This is a genomic window from Algibacter agarivorans (genome assembly GCF_039543245.1).
Lineage (GTDB): Bacteria > Bacteroidota > Bacteroidia > Flavobacteriales > Flavobacteriaceae > Algibacter_G > Algibacter_G agarivorans.
Map to the genome: position 1 here is coordinate 89,845 of NZ_BAABJJ010000013.1, position 17,823 is coordinate 107,667.

Consider the following 17,823-nt stretch of genomic DNA (forward strand, 5'->3'; position numbering starts at 1 on the left):
TTAAGCTATCAAAATCAAAAAACAATTAATATTAATCTAACTGATTGATATCATTTGTAATACCCTTCATCTAATGTATTTTTAAGCTGTTTTTATAGTTTCACGGAAACAGATTCAAAAATAAACAAACAGATGAAGGGGTTAGAAAAATACGGAATTCTTTTGAGCCCAACAGAAAACGAATTCGAAAACGATGGTGTCTTTAATCCTGGTATTTACCAAGATGGAGATACGGTTCATATCCTTTACAGGGCAGTACAACACGGTAATTTTTCTACCATTGGGTATGCAAAAACAGATGGTCCATACAAAATAAAAGAACGCTATAATTATCCTTTAATAACAAGAGATTTAGATTATGAGAAACACGGTGTAGAGGATGCAAGAATCACAAAAATTGACGATACTTATTACATACTTTATACGGCTTATGATGGCATAAATACCTTGGGGGCTTTGGCTACCTCAAAAGATTTAGTGCACTTTGAGAAACAGGGCATTATAACCCCACAAGTCAATTATAAAGAGTACGAAAACTTAGTTAAATGTTGTGATAAAAAAGGACTAAACCCTAAATACCACCATTACTTTCGTCTTTTTGCCAAAATTGGATTGGTAGATGAAAAACACAGACTTTTAAGAGATAAGGATATTGTATTATTTCCAAAAAAAATAAACGGAAAATTTGCCATGTTACACCGTATTTGGCCTGGGATTCAAATCGTTTATTTTGACGACTGGAAAGATTTAACAAAAAGTTTTTGGGAAGATTATATTAAGAATTTAACAGATTATATAGTTTTAGACCCAAAAGGCATTTTTGAAGTTAATTATATTGGTGCTGGAGGCCCTCCAATAGAAACTGAATTCGGTTGGTTGTTAATTTACCACGGGGTTCAGGAAACAACAAAAGGGCGTACTTACCATGCAAAAGCAGCTTTATTGAATATAGATAAACCAGAAATTGAAATATCAAGGTTACCATATCCTTTATTTTCTCCAACAAAAAAATGGGAAAAACATGGTGTTGTAGATAATGTTGTTTTCCCTACTGGGCATGCCATATTTGGTGACGATTTATATGTGTATTATGGTGCGGCAGATACGTACACTGGTGTCGTAAAAATGAGCTTAAATAAACTGTTACAGGAATTAAGAAAACAACCTTAAAAAAACTATGAAATTTTTAGAAAGAGGAATAAAAATGTTAGTTGTTGGCTCATACCCACCAAGAAAATGCGGAATAGCAACTTTTTCTAATGATACCGTTAATGCCATAAGTAGTATGTTTGGAAGTACACTGCCCATAGAAGTATGCGCATTGCAAAATGAAGAACCCAAACTATCGTATGGAGAAGAAGTGTCCTATATATTATTTACCTCAATTCTAGAAAATTACAGTTTGATTGCTGAAAAAATTAACGAAAGAAATGATATTGGTTTAGTTTGTATACAACACGAATTTGGTTTATATGGTGGGGTTCATGGAGATTATTTATTAGCATTCTTACTTGCATTGAATAAACCGGTAATAACGGTTTTTCATACGGTATTGCCAAATCCAGATGAAAAACGGAAAAAAGTGATTCAAACCATAGAAACACTTTCAGATAGACTTATTGCACTTACTAATAAATCTAAAAAAATACTTGTAGAAGACTATAAATGTGCACAACACAAAGTTATAATTATCCCGCACGGTACTCACACTGTACTTTGGGAACAGAAAAAAGCATTAAAAATTAAGTATGGATACCGTGATAAAATGGTATTGTCAACATTTGGCCTGCTTAGTGAAAATAAAAATATAGAAACTGCTTTATATGCTTTAAAAGATGTTGTTAAAAAACACCCTAATGTGGTTTACTTGGTAATAGGAAAAACACATCCCGAAATCATAAAAAAAGAAGGTGAAGCTTATCGCAATCGGCTGTTAGAAATTACTAGAAAACTTAAGCTTCAAGACCATATAATTTTCATTAATAAATATTTAGAGTTAAAGCAACTCCTCGAATATTTAACACTATCAAATATCTATTTATTCACATCTAAAGATCCTAACCAAGCTGTTAGTGGTACATTAGTATATGCGCTTAGTTGTGGATGTGCAGTAATTTCGAATCCTATACCTCATGCAATAGAAGTTTTAAAAAACGAAAATGGTGTACTGTTAGAAAATTTTGGAGATAGTAATGAGCTTAAGTATAACATATTAGATCTCATAGAAAATAAAAATAAGCGTACTAAAATAGCTAAAAATGCTTTTGCGAATATTCGATATTCAACTTGGGAAAATGTAGCCATAAAATACGGGTTACTTTTTGGAAAACTAACAGAGCGCATAGAAGACCTAAGATTTAATTTACCACCAATTAAGCTGAATCATATTCAAAAACTTACTACCAATCACGGTATACTACAATTTTCAAATTTTAGTGAGCCAGACATAAACTCAGGCTATACTTTAGATGATAATGCTAGAGCTCTAATAAATATGGTGATGCATTATAATTTATATGGAAAAAAGAGTGTGCTTAACTACGCAGATATTTATCTAAGCTTTATAGAAAACATACAAAGAGATAATGGTTGGTTTGACAATTATATGAACTATAAACTCGAGTTAACAAAGAATAATTATAAAACTAATCTTGAAGATGCCAATGGAAGGGCTATTTGGAGCTTGGGATACGTTATAGGGCATCAGGAAAAACTGCCTATAGGGTTTATTCAACGTGCCGAAAAATGTTTACAAAAAACTATAGAAAGAATAGATGAAATTAATTCACCAAGAGCCATTGCTTATGCAATTAAAGGACTGTGCCATTATTATACAACCAACTCTGATATATTGATTAAAATTAAAGTGGAAAGTTTGGCAAATAAGCTTTTACAACACTACAAAGTAAACTATGAAGAAGGTTGGCATTGGTATGAAGACTACCTCACTTATGCCAATAATATATTGCCAGAAGCCATGATGTATAGTTACTTAATGACAAAAAACGAAGATTATAAAAAAATAGCTGAAATTACTTTTGATTTTTTATTATCACAATATTTTATGAAGCGTCAAATAAAAGTAATATCAAATAGAGGATGGTTTAAGAAAAAAAATGAACGTAAATTTCATGGTGAACAACCTATAGAAATAGCGACTACTATTATTGCTTTAGATTTATTTTATAGAATAACTGGAAAAATTAAATATAAAAATCAACTTGAAATTGCCTTTAGCTGGTTTTTAGGAAACAACCACCTTAACCAAATTATGTATAATCCTGAAAACGGTGCTTCTTACGATGGTTTAGAAGATACCCACGTAAATATTAATCAAGGAGCAGAATCCACGCTATGCTTTTTTAAAGCTCAAATGATAATGGATAAATATAATAGAAAAGTAACCGTATATTCGTACCGTAAAGCCAAGTCTAAACGGCAATGGGACCATATTTTTCCTGCTATTTTAAATGCTTAAATTTACTCAAATAGCAGGAACTGATAATATGATGCTTAATCTTTTTGCTTTTTATCCTCTTTTTGCTGTTGTCGTTCCAATTTTCTAAAATAACCACGCGTTAAAAAATTATGCTTAAAAGCTTCCATATTTTGGTTGAACTTATCTGTACCTTCATTAATATTTTTAATAGTTTCTTTAAGACTTTCAACAAATTCAACATCATTTGAAAGGTAATTTAGGGCCCCCTCGCCTTCTTTCGCATTGGCAATAGTTTCATTCATATTAATAATAACATCAGTTATTTCACTGGTGGAATTTTCCAAATTAGTAATAATGTTTTTTATTTTTTGAGATTGCAAAGAATCATTCAATAAAGTACCAGCAATACTTTCATTAAAGTTGATTGAAGAAATTATACCGTTTAACTCTTTTATAGATTTTGATGCTTCAATACTCGTAATTCTCAACTGATTTACAGTTTGTTTAAGATTGTTAGACACAATAGTATCGTTTATAAGCATTCCAAATGTGCCTTTACTATTTGCCATAGCATCAGCTATTTTTAATAATTTGGCTGTTAATAAAGCAGCATTTTCATTGGTAACACTTAAGGTATTTAACATATCTGAAGTTCCAATTTTTGTATATGACTTGATAACATCTCCAGATGAAATAGATCCATTAACCCCATCTCCAGGAATAATATTTACAATCATATTTCCTACCAATCCATCTGTCCCTATAGTTGCAATAGCATCCTTTTTAATATGATTTATCATTTTTTCATCTATTAACATAACTACATTTATTGTAGAATCGTTTATCATAGTTATGGACTTTACCGTACCAACATTAATACCAGAATAACGCACATTGTTACCATTTATTAGTCCATTAACATTATTAAAATTGGTGCTTATTGAAAAAGTTTTAGCAAATATATTTTGACGTTGACCAATAAAATAAATGGCTACTATAAAAATGAATAATCCTATAATAACAAAAATTCCTAGTTTTAGTTTTTCGTTTATTGTTTTTTGCATGATTACTATGTTTTATTTAAAAAACGCTTTCACCTTTTCATCTTTTGATGCTTTTAATTCCTCAAAAGTGCCTTCGGCATAATTTATACCATCTACCAATAAAATCATGCGTTCGGATACAACTCGTGCACAATCAACATCATGGGTTATAATAAGTGATGATGTTTTATACTGACGCTGAATACGACGCATAAGCTCTATGATTTCTTTAGCAGTTATAGGGTCCAGCCCACTTGTGGGCTCATCATATAAAATAATTTTCGGTTTTAATATTAAGGTTCTAGCTAATGCTACGCGACGTTTCATACCCCCAGAAAGTTCGGCAGGCATTAAATCTATAGCATCCGCCAATCCAACACTTTCTAAGGCTTCGGTAACCAATTGAGTCGTATCGGTAATAGTTCCAAATTTGTGTTTGTGCCTCCTTAAAGGAAACTCTAAATTTTCTCTTACCGTCATGGAATCATATAAAGCACTTCCTTGAAATAGAAACCCGATTTCGGTACGCAATTCATCTAAATCCATACGGTTTAATGTGGTAATATCCTTATCCATTACTTTTATACTACCAGAATCTGCTTGCATTAAACCGACCAAACATTTTATCATTACTGACTTTCCAGAACCCGATTTGCCCATTATAACAAGGTTTTCACCTTCAAAAAGCTCTAAATTAAATCCATTTAAAACTTGGTTATTGCCAAAGGCCTTTTTTAAATCTTTAATTTCAAGCATTACCTTTTTAGAGACTACCGTTTCAATTCCTTCTTGTATGTTTTGTATTTGTTTCATCTTTTAAATTTCAAAAAATATATCGGTTACAAATACAGCAACAAAGTCGATTATAAACAATAGCATAGATGAAAACACCACAGCAGAATTTGCTGCCAACCCCACGCCTACTGTTCCTTTTTTACAGTAATACCCTTTAAAACATCCAACAAGCCCGATTGCAAAACCGAAGAAATACGTTTTAATCGTTGCTGGAACAATATCTCCAAATTCGAGAGAATCAAATACTTTATTAAAATATAATTGAAACGATACTTCGCCTTTAATGTTTTCAATAAGATAAGAACCATATAGGGCTATGGCATCACCTAAAATAACTAATATGGGCAGCATAAGTGTTGCTGCTAAAATTCTTGTAACTACTAAATATTTAAAGGGATTGGTGCCCGAAACCTCCATGGCATCAATTTGCTCGGTTACCCGCATAGAACCTAATTCGGCACCTATGCCAGAAGCAATACGCCCTGCAAATGTTAAAGCTATTATTACGGGACCAATTTCTCTAATAATGGAAATGCTTACCATAGAAGGCATCCAAGATTCAGCACCAAATTCTTCTAATGTTGGTCGGGTTTGTAGGGTTATTACCAAACCAATAATAAAACCCGTAACACCAACTAATAATAAGGACTTGTTTCCTATACTATAACATTGCCTTAATAACTCATTAAACTCGAAAGGTTTGCTGAAAAGTTCTTTAAAAAATCGACGTGCAAAATATGTGATTTCACCAATCTCCGTTAAAAAAGACTTTATTTTGATTAATTTCAACATAAAGCAGATATTATATTAATTAAATTTATGACATCACAATTACATATAAAATGATTAAAATCATATAGTTACTGATGAATATCATTGCAATAGCAGCGAGTTAGCTATACTTTTAGTTAGTTAACTATACTTTTAATGTTATTTATGTAGCAGATGGATTTAGGTTTAGTATTATCTGGAGGAGGCATGCGAGGCGCAGCGCATATTGGAGTCATAAAGGCTTTAGAAGAATGTGACTTATATGCAACACATATTGCTGGAACAAGCTCTGGTGCTATTGTGGGGGCGCTTTATGCTTATGGTTATAATTGGGAAGCTATGTTGGCATTCTTTAAAAGTATTCAAATATTGGATTTAAAAAAATACGCACTTGGAAAACCAGGTATTATCGATACAGAAAAGTTTTACCCAAAATTTAACACTTATATAAAAGAGGATAATTTTAATGTACTTAAAAAGTCGCTAACCATTACTGCCACAGATATTTTGGAAGGACACCTTACCGTATTTACCGAAGGTGAACTTATAAAACCCATTTTGGCTTCTGCAGCAATTCCAGGGATTTTTGCACCAGTAAAAATTAAAGACTCCTATTATGTTGATGGTGGAGCACTTAACAATTTTCCTGTTAATGCTTTAAAATCTAAAAGCGATATTATTATAGGAAGTTATGTTAATGGCTTTAATGCAATAACCATAAAGGATTTAAAACATTCGTATAACGTTGTGGAGCGTGCATTTAAACTAAAATCGGCTAAGGTAGATTATAAAAAATTCGATACATGCGATTTAGTTATTTCGCCTAAAGAATTAAGCAAATATGGTACTTTTGACACAAATCACATTGAGGATATCTTTAAAATAGGTTACAATGCCGCAAAAAAAGCACTAACACCAGAGGTATTACTTAAGCTAAAGCATTTACCTAAACCAATTCAAAACTGATAATAATCATTGCCTAATTTAGGACTTATTTTGATATTTAATAGCAATAAAAATCTAATAATCATGAAAAAGACACAAGACATTCAATTTGTTGATAAAGTTATAGAAGCGCTTAGAAAATCTGCAGTAGAGCTAGAGGAATTTCAAGTAAAAGCTGCCTTAGGAAAAGCAGAAGCTCAAGATAAGTATGAAGAGGTTAAAAAGAAATTTAACGTATTCATACATGATAGCGAGTTTAAAATAAAAGGGATTAAAGAAAAAATAGAAGAACTTAACACCAAGTTTGATGAACTACGCGTACAATTGGCTTTAGGAAAAGCTGAAACTAAAGAGATATTTAAAAAACAAAAAAAGCAAATACTTTTAATACTTCATGATATTGAAGTAAAAATAAAAACCAATGAAACTTTAAATAGAATGTATGCTTTAACACTAATTGAAATAGAACAGTTTAAAATTCAGTTAGAGATATTAGAGCAAAAGTTTAATAAAGATAAAAGAGAAGCTAAAGACACTTTTGAAAAAGGAAAAAAAGATTTCAATTCCTTTATTGATAAGTTTAAAGGTAAATATGGAAAGAAAAAAGAAGAAACAAAACTAGAGCATTTTCAAAATGAAATCTCTGAAGCTTTTGATCATTTTAAAAAAGCATTTTCCCAAACTTAACCTATTTAATAATGAAAAAAGCACAATGTAAATTGTGCTTTTTTCATTTAAAACTTATCATGTTACTTAGGGAAATTAATATTCCCCTTTTTTAATATTCATTCTAACACGAAACCCCAAAATTACAGCAAAAATAAAACTGAATATACCTAATACCGAAATGCCTTTCCATAGTGGCTGTATTTCAAAAACTATAAACAATGACGCTCCAATAATTAAGGCCACCATAATAAAGGCTATAATGATCTGTTTTGTTATTCTTTGTAATGTGCGCACCATAGGATCTATACCCTTATGGGTTAAGTCTACTTTAACTTGACCAGTATTTATTCTACGTATCGCATTCTTTAAATCTGATGGAAATTCTTCCATATAATCCGTAAACTCCACAATAGAATTTGCAACTTTTTTTCCCATTTTAAAAGGGTTATATTTTTTAGTTACAGTTGTTCTTAAATATGGTTTTGCAATTTCAAATTGTTCTAAGGTAGGATCCAAATTATTAATAACACCTTCAACGGTAACTAAAGACCTGGCAAAAAGGAAGAAATAAGTAGGAACTTTTAAGCCATGGTCAATGATAATATCTTTTAGTTCCAATAAAACCGTACTCATTTCATTTTCATGAATATCTCTCACATAATATTTTTCTACAAATTCATTAATATCAAACTCCAAATCCCTCATGTTTCTAATAGGTGCATTATTAGATAGTTGTTGTAGCATTTTAATTACATTTTTCACATCCTTGTTCGTAATAGCTACGAATAATTTACTAAAAATGGAAACATCTCTAGGGAGCATACTTCCCATCATGCCAAAGTCCAAATAACAAATATGGCTATTCGGGAGTACCAATAAATTTCCTGGATGCGGATCGGCGTGAAAGAAACCATATTCAAAAATTTGTTTAAAATAGCTTATAGTAAGTCTTCTAGCAATAACTTTAGTATCAAAATTTTTAGCTCTTAACTTATCAAGTTGATTGATTTTAATTCCAGAAATAAACTCCATAGCTAAAACTTTTGAAGTTGTAAAAGCAGAATATACTTTAGGTGCCTCAGCAAATTGATCTAATGAGTTATCATTTTCAAGATTATTATAAAACCTTTGAATATTAATAGATTCATTAATAAAATCAATTTCTTTTAGTATGGAATCTTCAAAGTTTTCAACAATCCCAGTTGGATCAAAGCTTTTTAAAGAAGGAATTCTTCTTTCTAAAACCTCTGCAATTTTATACATGGCCTTAATGTCTTCTAAAATAACTTTATCAATCCCAGCTCGTTGGACTTTTAAAGCAACACGCTTACCAGAGTGTAAAGTTACATTATGCACTTGCGCTATGGATGCTGATGCAAACGGTGTTGGTTCAAACCAAGCAAATAGGTTTTCTACTTTATCTTTTAACTCTGTTTCTACAACGTGTTTAGCAACGCCTTCTAACATTGGCGGTACATTGTCATGAAGTTTTGCCAACTCAAAAGTTAATTCTAAAGGCACTAAATCCGGTCTATTACTTAAAATTTGCCCGAATTTCACAAACGTAGGTCCTAACTCTTCACATACCAGTCTCATTTTTGCCCATTTGCTATATGCCATAGCATGTTGTCTCCAAGCTTTAGGAACTAATTTTCGCATAAAACTATATTGATTGCCCTCCTCTAAGTATTCTACCAAATTTTCAAATCCATATTTTATTAAAACTTTAAGTATTTGGTTGTACCTAGAGATAGATCTAAAATTCTTCCCAATCCCATTTAAAATTCCCATTTCTTTTTAAGCTTCTAATTTATTTAACCGGGCTTCTAATAGCGCTATAGTGGCATCTAGTTTTTCAAGTTTTTCATTTAAAGCCTTAATTTCATCTAAGTGTGCCACATTTATTTTTTTGTAAAACTTGACAATTAGTTCTTCAATTTTTTCATTTAGCTCTTCTTTTAATTCATGGGTTTTTAAAATTATTTTATCTGCAAATTCCAATTCATTCCCATTATCGTCTAATTGAGATTCGGTCACAATTTTATTGAGATTATCTTTTCCTTTTTCTGAAAACTCACTTATTTTATCTAGAAACTTAGTGTCTTTTGCTAAATAATAAATACTAGAACTTAATGTGAGTAGTTCTAAAATTGTTTTTGTTTTCATAATAGATGGTATTTAACTTCATACTAAATATATTGACAAATTATATCATTTAACATGATATTCATCATTTTGGTTTCTCAGGTAATGGTTTAAATTTAAAGTAGACTAAAACATTAATTTTAAGCTCATGAAATCCAATTCGATAACAACAATAATGACTAAAAACGTGGTTTGTATTTCTCCAGAACAACATCTTTTGGATGTTAAGCATATTTATGAGAAAAAGAAATGGCACCATCACATTCCTGTTACTAAAAATGACGTATTAGTAGGCATGGTAAGTTTAATAGACTTTATGTATAATATTGCCGGCGCTGGAATTAGTGATGATAATAAAATCTATAAAGAGCTAAAAGTTAAAGATATAATGACTCAAAAGCCTTTTTATTTAACGACTAGCGCAACTATTGAGGATGTTGCTAAAGTTTTAGCTAAGGGATATTATCATGCCGTTCCTATTCTTGAAAACAATAAAATAGCAGGCATTGTCTCTACTGCCGATATTATTAAATTTTTCTTAGATAATTCCAAGTGATACATGGCGTTATATTTAGTACCTAATCGTAAACAGACACTAATTCGTAATCTCTCTCTTTTAAAATTTTCAATAATATTCTACCAAGACTGATGGTTATCATTTCTGTATTTTTCTCATAAATGTATCTTTATTTCTATAAATAATGAGTCCTAATGAAAACCACTTTATACTTACAAAATTTAAAATGTGGCACCTGTGAAACCACTTTAATAAATAGGCTTTCTGCGCTAAAAAGCAATTCCAACATATCAATTAAATTTCAATATGCCACAATTACATTTGAACATGAAAACAAAGCAGATGTTGAAGAGGTAAAACAAATATTATCAAATATTGGCTATTCACCATTTGATAAAAAAAATGATTTGGGTGAAAAAACAAAATCATACGTGAGTTGCAAAATAGGGAGAATTAAAAAATAAAAAAATGGAAACAATACAGGAACAAGAAACCATGGTGTCTTTGCCTAGAATTGGAGACAGAGCACCTAAATTTAAAGCGACAACAACTCAAGGTGAAGTTAATTTCCCTGAAGATTACAAAGGTAAATGGGTCATTTTATTTAGCCACCCAGCAGATTTCACACCAGTATGTACTTCTGAATTTATGACCTTTGCACATCTGGAAAGCAAATTTGCTAAAGCCAATTGTGAGTTGATAGGACTTTCTATTGATGGATTATATAGCCATATTGCTTGGTTAAGAACCATTAAAGAAAAAATTGAGTTTAAAGGGATGAAAAACATAGAAGTAAAATTCCCTTTAATTGAAGATATTACCATGAATGTTGCTAAAAAATATGGGATGATCCAACCAGGCGAAAGCGAAACTCAAGCCGTTAGAGCCGTTTTCTTTATTGACCCAAAAGGCATAGTTAGAGCTTTAATATACTACCCTTTAAGTTTAGGCAGAAATTTTGATGAATTATATAGAGCCTTAATTGCTATGCAAACATCTGATAAATTTGCGGTTGCAACACCTGCGGATTGGAACCCTGGAGACGATGTCATTATTTCGCCAGCAGGATCATGCAACGTAGCAGAAGAACGTATGACTAGCAAAGATGGATTAACATGTGAAGATTGGTTTTTCTGCACTAAAAAATTAGATAAAAACACTATTCTAAGTAAGATATTAAAAAATTAATTTAAAAACTAACAGGATGTTACCAAAAATAAGTTTTCCCCTTTCCTTGGTAATCATCTTGTTAGTTACATTAAAGTTTTGCTGCCCTAAAGAAGATGATAACCTTATTGCGTTTTATAATGTTTCAGATGAAACGGCTTCAATTCCTAGTTCAAAAAACATTGTAGTTGATACTCCAATTACGATTGGTAAGTATTTTGATTTTTTGGATTCCATTGTTCATAAATATGATTCCATAACACCATATAAATTAAGCGAACACCTTTTGGTTAGGGCTAATTCTTGGATTATAGACACACTTCAAAATACGGATTATTATAGAATGAAAGCGCGAGATTCATTTGTATATAATCAAAAAAAAATGATTGTTTTGCCGAAAGGCGCTGTTATAACAATTCCTGATTCCATAACGGCCACAAAACTTCTAAATTCATTTAGAAACACATTTATAGATATAAATATTCCCGAATTCAAACTACGTATTATTAAAGATTCCACTAACCTTTTTGAGTTTCCAATACGGGTTGGAAGGCATGAGAAAAAATATCTTAAAATGGCAGGTAGAGTTATAGATTTAAAAACTGAAACAGGCCATGGTTTCATTGTAAATCACGTTCGTAACCCAAGTTATTACAACCCAGCAAACGGGCGTCAATATTTTGCAACCAATCGTGATGATAAAAAAGTTACTAAATTGCCACAAATCCCTTTTATAGTAACCGAAATAAATGGCGTAAGAAATGGACAACTCATTCATCCTACAACTAATCCAATAACCTTAAACAAGGCCTATTCAAATGGTTGTATTGGCACTAAAGAAGCGGATGCATGGGTTATTTATTATTATGCACCTATTGGTACGAAAATCAATATAAGATACGATTTAAATGTAATTGACGAAAAGGGCAAAAAAGTAACGTTAAAAGATATTTATGGCTACAACAGATAATACAATTACTGATATTTAAGAATTTGTTAATTCATTTTCCGTTTTCTTGCCCTCATTCCAACAGTCTATATTATAAATGGTTGTCTCTGCTATGTTGGTAAGTGCTTCATCTGTTAAGAATGCATGATGACCTGTGATTAAAACATTAGGAATAGCATTTAATTTAATGATAATATCATCATTAGGGTAATCATAAGAGCGATCTTTAAAAAACAGTCTTTTTTCATTTTCATATACATCTATTCCTAAAGCTCCGATTATATTATCTTTAAGCCCATTAATAACATGTTCCGTATTCAAAACAGCACCTCTAGCGGTGTTAATAATGATTACGCCTTCTTTCATTTTTTCAATTAAATATTTATCTATTAAGTGATGCGTCTTCGTATTTAAAGGCACGTGCAATGAAATAATATCTGATCCTTTACATAAATCTTCCAAAGACATGTATTGCATATTATACTTTTCTACCAATTCATTATTTACTTCAATATCATGTCCCATTAATTTACAACCAAAACCATGCATTATTTTAGCCATAACAGAACCTATCCTACCCGTACCTATAATCCCTATGGTTTTATTATTTAAATCGACACCTGTTAGGTTGCTTAAATCAAAATTTCTTCTTTTTACACGTTGGCTAGATTCAATTAGCCTTCGGTTTAATGCTAACAATAAGGCTACAGCATGTTCTGCTATGGCATATGGAGAGTATGATGGTACATGGGCCACTTTTATGTTTAACCTTGAAGCTGTATTTATGTTAACATTATCGTAACCAACAGAACGTAATGAGATAAACTTAATTTTAAAATCTTTTAGTTTTTCTATAACCAAATCTGAAGCATCATCAGCCGAAAATATAGAAATCCCATCAAAACCAATAGCTTTCATTGCTGTTTCAGACGATAGTGCATCATCAATAAAAGTTAGTTTATGTTTTCTCTTATTTGCGCTTTCTAAATAAGGTATTTCAAATTTTTTGGCACTAAAGACAAGTACTTTCATCTTGATTAATATTTAGAAATAATTTATTTTTTATCGAGTGATTTTTAAATAACAATTACATTAATATAACTATTGATTTTCAACAATATCGCTGAATACAACACACTGATAATATCTTAATGATTACATAGTAAAGGTGGTTCCGTAATAGTTTTATGTTAAGCAAAATTATTCTTTTTCACAAAAAGCAACAATGATATAAATCAGACTTATTAACAAAGCTGATCAATATCATTGCTTTATATGCCTGTTGTTCAATACTTTAAATCAAAATTTAATCATGACTCTTTTTATAGTCATAACACTGTTTCTAATACTTTTAGTTTCCTTGCTACTAGTACCTATTAGTATATGTATTGATACAACGTCCAACCAATATTATATACAATTGCAAGGCTTAATGAAAGCGAATTTAGAAAGACATGATGAGGAGGTTTTTAGAATACGATTAAATATTTTGTTTATGAAATATTATATCTATCCTTTAAAAAAAAGGCGTGCAAACAAACCAAAGAAGGCTAAGAAAAAACATGTAACCAAACCTAAAAGACACATGTCTTTTATTAGAATTTATAAACTATTAAAAACATTTAAAATAAAACAGTTTTATATAAATATGGATACTGGAAATTACATATTGAATGCCAAATTGTATCCATTATTTGTATTGCTGAATTATAACATAGGAAAATTTCATATAAATTTTCAAGGAAAAAATCAATTGGTTATAATTATTAAAAATAGACCAATCAATATTATTAAATCATTTATTAACCTTTAAATTATTGCATTATGGATTTACATTTTGAAGAATTATTAAGTAAGATTACTGACTTTATTAAAACAGAAGCCAAAACAGATACTGTTGTAGGCGAACAATTTGAATTAGGAAAATTTAAATGTGTTCCAGTAATTAAAGTGGGTATGGGATTTGGTTCCGGTGCAGGTGAAGGCGTTGAGACCAAAAAGAATGCCAGAAAAGGTCAAGGAGCTGGTGGAGGAGCTGGTGTCGGCATAGAACCTGTAGGTTTTCTAGTAACAAAAGAAGAAGAAATCTCTTTTATTGAAGCTGGAAAAATACATGGTTTAGCAGCTGCTTTTGAGAAAGTGCCAGACTTGATTGAAAAGATTGTTGATAAAAGAACTAAAGATGAGATGACAACTTAATTCATGTCAACTGAAAGTTTGTAGTGGCCAACAGTACAGACTGAATGTTTTTAATTGAAAAATAAATGCATTCAGTCTGTTATTTTGTTACAGATAGGTTAAATTAAAGTTCGTTTTCTCATGTCTTATTATCAATCCAACAATCTAAATTATAAATTGTTATATCTGCAATGTTAGTCAAAGGTTCATTGGTTAAAAAAGCATGATGACTAATAATTAGTACCCTTAAAAATGTATTTATAAAATAAAGGTATATACAAACATGTTTTTAAAACACTTAATATCAATCAATTAAAAATATAAGCATTAAAACAAAATGCATTTCATCGGTTTTTTTTGCGTTTCATGGAGTTTTTTTAAATTATTATTCTATATTTGCTTCATAAAATGTTATTAAACTCTCAAATCTGATGAAAAAAATTACTCTCAATTTGCTTATAGTAATGTGTGCTGTATTCTCTCTTACTGCTCAAAACAACACTAACAAACAAAAAGCAGAAAATTACTTAAATACTAAAGGTGAAGTATGCTTCACTTTTCAGGCTAATAGTCCTGAACAATTTAAAGAAATTTCAAGGTTTCTATCATTAGGTCATGGTCATGTTGACAAAAACGACTTAACCGCCGAAGCCTATGCAAACAAAAAAACATTTGCAAAGTTTTTAGAATACGGCTTACCATACCAAGTTAATAAGGGTGACAATGAATTGCTTTTTGATGCCCATAAAAGTGGCACATCTAAAGAAGCCATTTTAGCAAAATCTAAAAATTCAAAAATGATGGCCGCTTGGGATACGACTTGGGATGCCTACCCAACCTACTCTCAGTATATAGCAAAAATGAATAGTTTTGTAACTGATTATCCAACATTATGTTCATTACAAACTATTGGTACAACCGCAAACGGAAGAGCTTTATTAGTTCTAAAAATTTCTGACAATGTAGCTACTGAAGAAGCGGAACCAGAATTTTTATACACCTCATCAATGCACGGTAATGAGATTACCGGTTATCCACTTATGATTCATTTAATTGATTATTTACTTTCAAATTATGGAAGTGATTCTGAGGTAAAAAATATTGTTGATTCAACTGAAATATTCATAAATCCGTTGGCAAACCCAGATGGAACCTATGGTAGCACAGGCAACAACACGATTACAAGTCCAGTAAGAGCAAATTCAAACGGTCAAGATTTAAACAGAAACTATCCTGATAATGTGGCCGGTATACATTACGATGGGACATACGAAAACGAAACCCTAGCTTTTATGGCACTTGCAGATTCTAGAGATTTTGTGCTTTCTGCTAATTTCCATGATGGTACTGAGGTTGTTAATTACCCTTATGATAATACGTTTACAAAACATGCTGATCATGATTTTTATGAATACATTTCTAATGAATATGCAGTAAATGCACAAAATGATAGTCCAGTTAACTATTATTCTGGCGTTAGTGGCAGAAGTGCGGGTGGTGTTTCAAATCATCCAAATTATATGACTGTTGAATATGATGACCCAGAAAACCCTTCTAGCCCAGGAGTTACTCAAGGTGTTATTTGGTATCAAGTTTATGGTGGTCGTCAAGATTATTCAAACTATTACCAACACTCAAAAGAAGTAACAGTAGAATTGGCTTTTGAAAAATTTATAGACCCAGCTGAGTTACCTTCGCTATGGACTTTTAACAAACAAGCATTTCTTGATTACATAAAACAAGTAAATAATGGTTTTCAAGGTATTGTAACCGATGAGTCTGGAAACCCAGTTGTTGCACAAATAGCCATTTCTGGGCATGATAAACTAAATTCCCATGTATTTTCTAACCCAGATCATGGTGACTATTATAAATTAATAAAAGGTGGAACTTATACCGTAACATATTCTGCGCCTGGGTATCTTTCTCAAGATATTAGTGTAACAGCTGTTGATGATACTAAAACCATCCAGAATGTAACCTTAGTAGCTACAACTGCTAAACCAACAGCTTCAGACGATCAATTATGCGATTCTGGAACTACGACACTAAATGCTTCTGGAACAGGAACTTTAAAGTGGTATGATGCTGAAAATGCAACGACTTCTATATATACAGGAGCAAGCTATACCACACCAAATTTAACAAGTACAACTAGCTATTTTGTTGAAGATGTAATTTCAAAATCAAATGTTGGTAATACAAGTAATAATTCAGGTGGTCGCAACCATACTTCTTCTGGAAGATATTTAATTTTTGATTGCACAGAATCCGTTACCTTAGAACAAGTAACTATTAACGCGAACTCTTCAGGCGATGTTGAAGTGCAATTACAAGATAGTTCTGGAAATGTTTTAGACGCTACTGTTATACACGTAAATTCTGGGATACAAGTTATTGACCTCAATTTTATAATTCCAGTAGCAAATAATTTACGCTTAGTAGGTAAAGATTTTAGTACTGGCGGACTATACAGAAACACATCAGGAATTTCTTACCCCTATACAAATGGCAGTATTAGTATAAAAAACAGTAGCGAGGGAACGAATAGATATCATTATTTCCATGACTGGAAAATTGGAAGCATTAAAAGTGCACGTAAAGAAGTTGTGGTAACTGTTGACCCTTCTCCAACGGCAAACTTTACATTTGTTGCAAATCCGTTAAACAATGGTGAAGTTACTTTTACAAATACTTCAACAGATGCCACGTCATACTCATGGGATTTTGGAGATTTTATTGGCACATCAACTAGTGCAAGTCCAACTTACACCTTCCTTGAAACAAATACTTTTGATGTTGTATTAACCAGTACTAATGCAGAATGTGGTAATGATATGATTACAGTTCAAGTTAGTGTAACCAATAACACGCTTGAAGTTGAAGACAATGAATTAAGAGAAACTACGGTTTATCCAAATCCGTTTAACGATAATATCTCTATTAAATTAACAGACTATAGTAACACTATTGATTTAGATGTTCTATTATTCGACATTAACGGAAGAACTATTTTTAACGAAATACAATCAAGTAATAATAAAATTATAAATATTTCAAACTTAAACAAGTTACAACAAGGTCTTTATTTTCTTAAAATAACTAATAATAAAAGTGGTCAAAACACTATGAGGCAATTAGTTAAAAAATAGTGAGATTTTTATACAACATTTAAAAAAGGTGGGTTTTTAGAGAAAACTCACCT

At 31.1% G+C, this 17,823-nt stretch carries 17 protein-coding genes; 11 read left to right on the plus strand and 6 right to left on the minus strand.

The window, feature by feature from the left end:
* The first annotated feature begins 132 nt into the window (after positions 1–132).
* Together ABD935_RS06425 and ABD935_RS06430 are read left to right on the plus strand one after the other, a co-directional pair.
* A complete protein-coding gene (locus tag ABD935_RS06425) occupies positions 133–1,170 on the plus strand; it encodes a glycoside hydrolase family 130 protein (protein WP_345190886.1) in 1,038 nt (345 codons plus the stop codon).
* Between the two features lie 7 nt (positions 1,171–1,177).
* The gene (locus ABD935_RS06430) at positions 1,178–3,478 is read left to right on the plus strand and encodes a glycosyltransferase (RefSeq protein WP_345190887.1); all 2,301 of its coding nucleotides are present in this window, start codon (positions 1,178–1,180) and stop codon (positions 3,476–3,478) included.
* Positions 3,479–3,513: 35 nt separating this feature from the next.
* Here ABD935_RS06430 and ABD935_RS06435 read toward each other — a convergent pair whose 3' ends face one another.
* The 3 genes from ABD935_RS06435 to ABD935_RS06445 are packed head-to-tail and all read right to left on the minus strand — an operon-like array spanning position 3,514 to position 6,069.
* Entirely contained in the window at positions 3,514–4,503 is a 990-nt protein-coding gene (locus ABD935_RS06435) for an MlaD family protein (protein WP_345190889.1), read from the minus strand.
* Between the two features lie 12 nt (positions 4,504–4,515).
* Positions 4,516–5,238, minus strand: a complete 723-nt coding sequence (locus ABD935_RS06440) for an ABC transporter ATP-binding protein (RefSeq protein ID WP_425550202.1) — start codon at positions 5,236–5,238, stop codon at positions 4,516–4,518.
* 60 nt (positions 5,239–5,298) lie between these two features.
* Positions 5,299–6,069, minus strand: coding sequence for an MlaE family ABC transporter permease (locus tag ABD935_RS06445; RefSeq protein ID WP_345190892.1), 771 nt, complete (start codon positions 6,067–6,069; stop codon positions 5,299–5,301).
* Positions 6,070–6,222: 153 nt separating this feature from the next.
* On the opposite strand from ABD935_RS06445, the gene ABD935_RS06450 reads away from it, so the two are divergent.
* Both ABD935_RS06450 and ABD935_RS06455 read left to right on the plus strand, forming a co-directional pair.
* Positions 6,223–7,014, plus strand: a complete 792-nt coding sequence (locus ABD935_RS06450) for a patatin-like phospholipase family protein (protein WP_345190893.1) — start codon at positions 6,223–6,225, stop codon at positions 7,012–7,014.
* Positions 7,015–7,077: 63 nt separating this feature from the next.
* Positions 7,078–7,680 carry a hypothetical protein gene (locus tag ABD935_RS06455; protein WP_345190894.1) on the plus strand — a complete coding sequence of 201 codons (603 nt, stop codon included), beginning with the start codon at positions 7,078–7,080 and terminating at the stop codon, positions 7,678–7,680.
* A gap of 75 nt (positions 7,681–7,755) precedes the next feature.
* On the opposite strand, the gene ABD935_RS06460 is transcribed toward ABD935_RS06455, so the two are convergent.
* Both ABD935_RS06460 and ABD935_RS06465 read right to left on the minus strand, forming a co-directional pair.
* A complete protein-coding gene (locus ABD935_RS06460; RefSeq protein ID WP_345190896.1) occupies positions 7,756–9,453 on the minus strand; it encodes an ABC1 kinase family protein in 1,698 nt (565 codons plus the stop codon).
* A 6-nt stretch (positions 9,454–9,459) separates the two neighbouring features.
* Positions 9,460–9,828 carry a hypothetical protein gene (locus ABD935_RS06465; RefSeq protein ID WP_345190897.1) on the minus strand — a complete coding sequence of 123 codons (369 nt, stop codon included), beginning with the start codon at positions 9,826–9,828 and terminating at the stop codon, positions 9,460–9,462.
* A 127-nt stretch (positions 9,829–9,955) separates the two neighbouring features.
* On the opposite strand from ABD935_RS06465, the gene ABD935_RS06470 reads away from it, so the two are divergent.
* The 4 genes from ABD935_RS06470 to ABD935_RS06485 all read left to right on the plus strand — a co-directional run bounded on the left by ABD935_RS06470 (position 9,956) and on the right by ABD935_RS06485 (position 12,461).
* Positions 9,956–10,363: a CBS domain-containing protein gene (locus tag ABD935_RS06470; protein ID WP_345190898.1), complete on the plus strand. Its 408-nt coding sequence runs from the start codon at positions 9,956–9,958 to the stop codon at positions 10,361–10,363.
* 155 nt (positions 10,364–10,518) lie between these two features.
* Positions 10,519–10,788: a heavy-metal-associated domain-containing protein gene (locus ABD935_RS06475; RefSeq protein ID WP_345190899.1), complete on the plus strand. Its 270-nt coding sequence runs from the start codon at positions 10,519–10,521 to the stop codon at positions 10,786–10,788.
* A 4-nt stretch (positions 10,789–10,792) separates the two neighbouring features.
* Complete coding sequence (locus ABD935_RS06480; protein ID WP_345190901.1) at positions 10,793–11,512, plus strand: peroxiredoxin; 720 nt, start codon at positions 10,793–10,795, stop codon at positions 11,510–11,512.
* A gap of 16 nt (positions 11,513–11,528) precedes the next feature.
* A complete protein-coding gene (locus ABD935_RS06485; protein ID WP_345190902.1) occupies positions 11,529–12,461 on the plus strand; it encodes a L,D-transpeptidase in 933 nt (310 codons plus the stop codon).
* 15 nt (positions 12,462–12,476) lie between these two features.
* Here the strand turns inward: ABD935_RS06485 and ABD935_RS06490 are convergent, their stop codons facing one another.
* Positions 12,477–13,472 (minus strand): NAD(P)-dependent oxidoreductase, encoded by a 996-nt coding sequence (locus ABD935_RS06490; RefSeq protein ID WP_345190904.1) that lies wholly within the window; start codon positions 13,470–13,472, stop codon positions 12,477–12,479.
* Positions 13,473–13,872: 400 nt separating this feature from the next.
* Between ABD935_RS06490 and ABD935_RS06495 the strand changes: the two genes are divergently transcribed.
* From ABD935_RS06495 to ABD935_RS06505, 3 genes are all read left to right on the plus strand, one after another.
* Positions 13,873–14,253 (plus strand): hypothetical protein, encoded by a 381-nt coding sequence (locus ABD935_RS06495; protein WP_345190905.1) that lies wholly within the window; start codon positions 13,873–13,875, stop codon positions 14,251–14,253.
* An 11-nt stretch (positions 14,254–14,264) separates the two neighbouring features.
* Positions 14,265–14,639: a GerW family sporulation protein gene (locus ABD935_RS06500; protein ID WP_345190906.1), complete on the plus strand. Its 375-nt coding sequence runs from the start codon at positions 14,265–14,267 to the stop codon at positions 14,637–14,639.
* A gap of 410 nt (positions 14,640–15,049) precedes the next feature.
* Complete coding sequence (locus tag ABD935_RS06505; RefSeq protein ID WP_345190907.1) at positions 15,050–17,770, plus strand: M14 family zinc carboxypeptidase; 2,721 nt, start codon at positions 15,050–15,052, stop codon at positions 17,768–17,770.
* Positions 17,771–17,823: the final 53 nt, after the last annotated feature.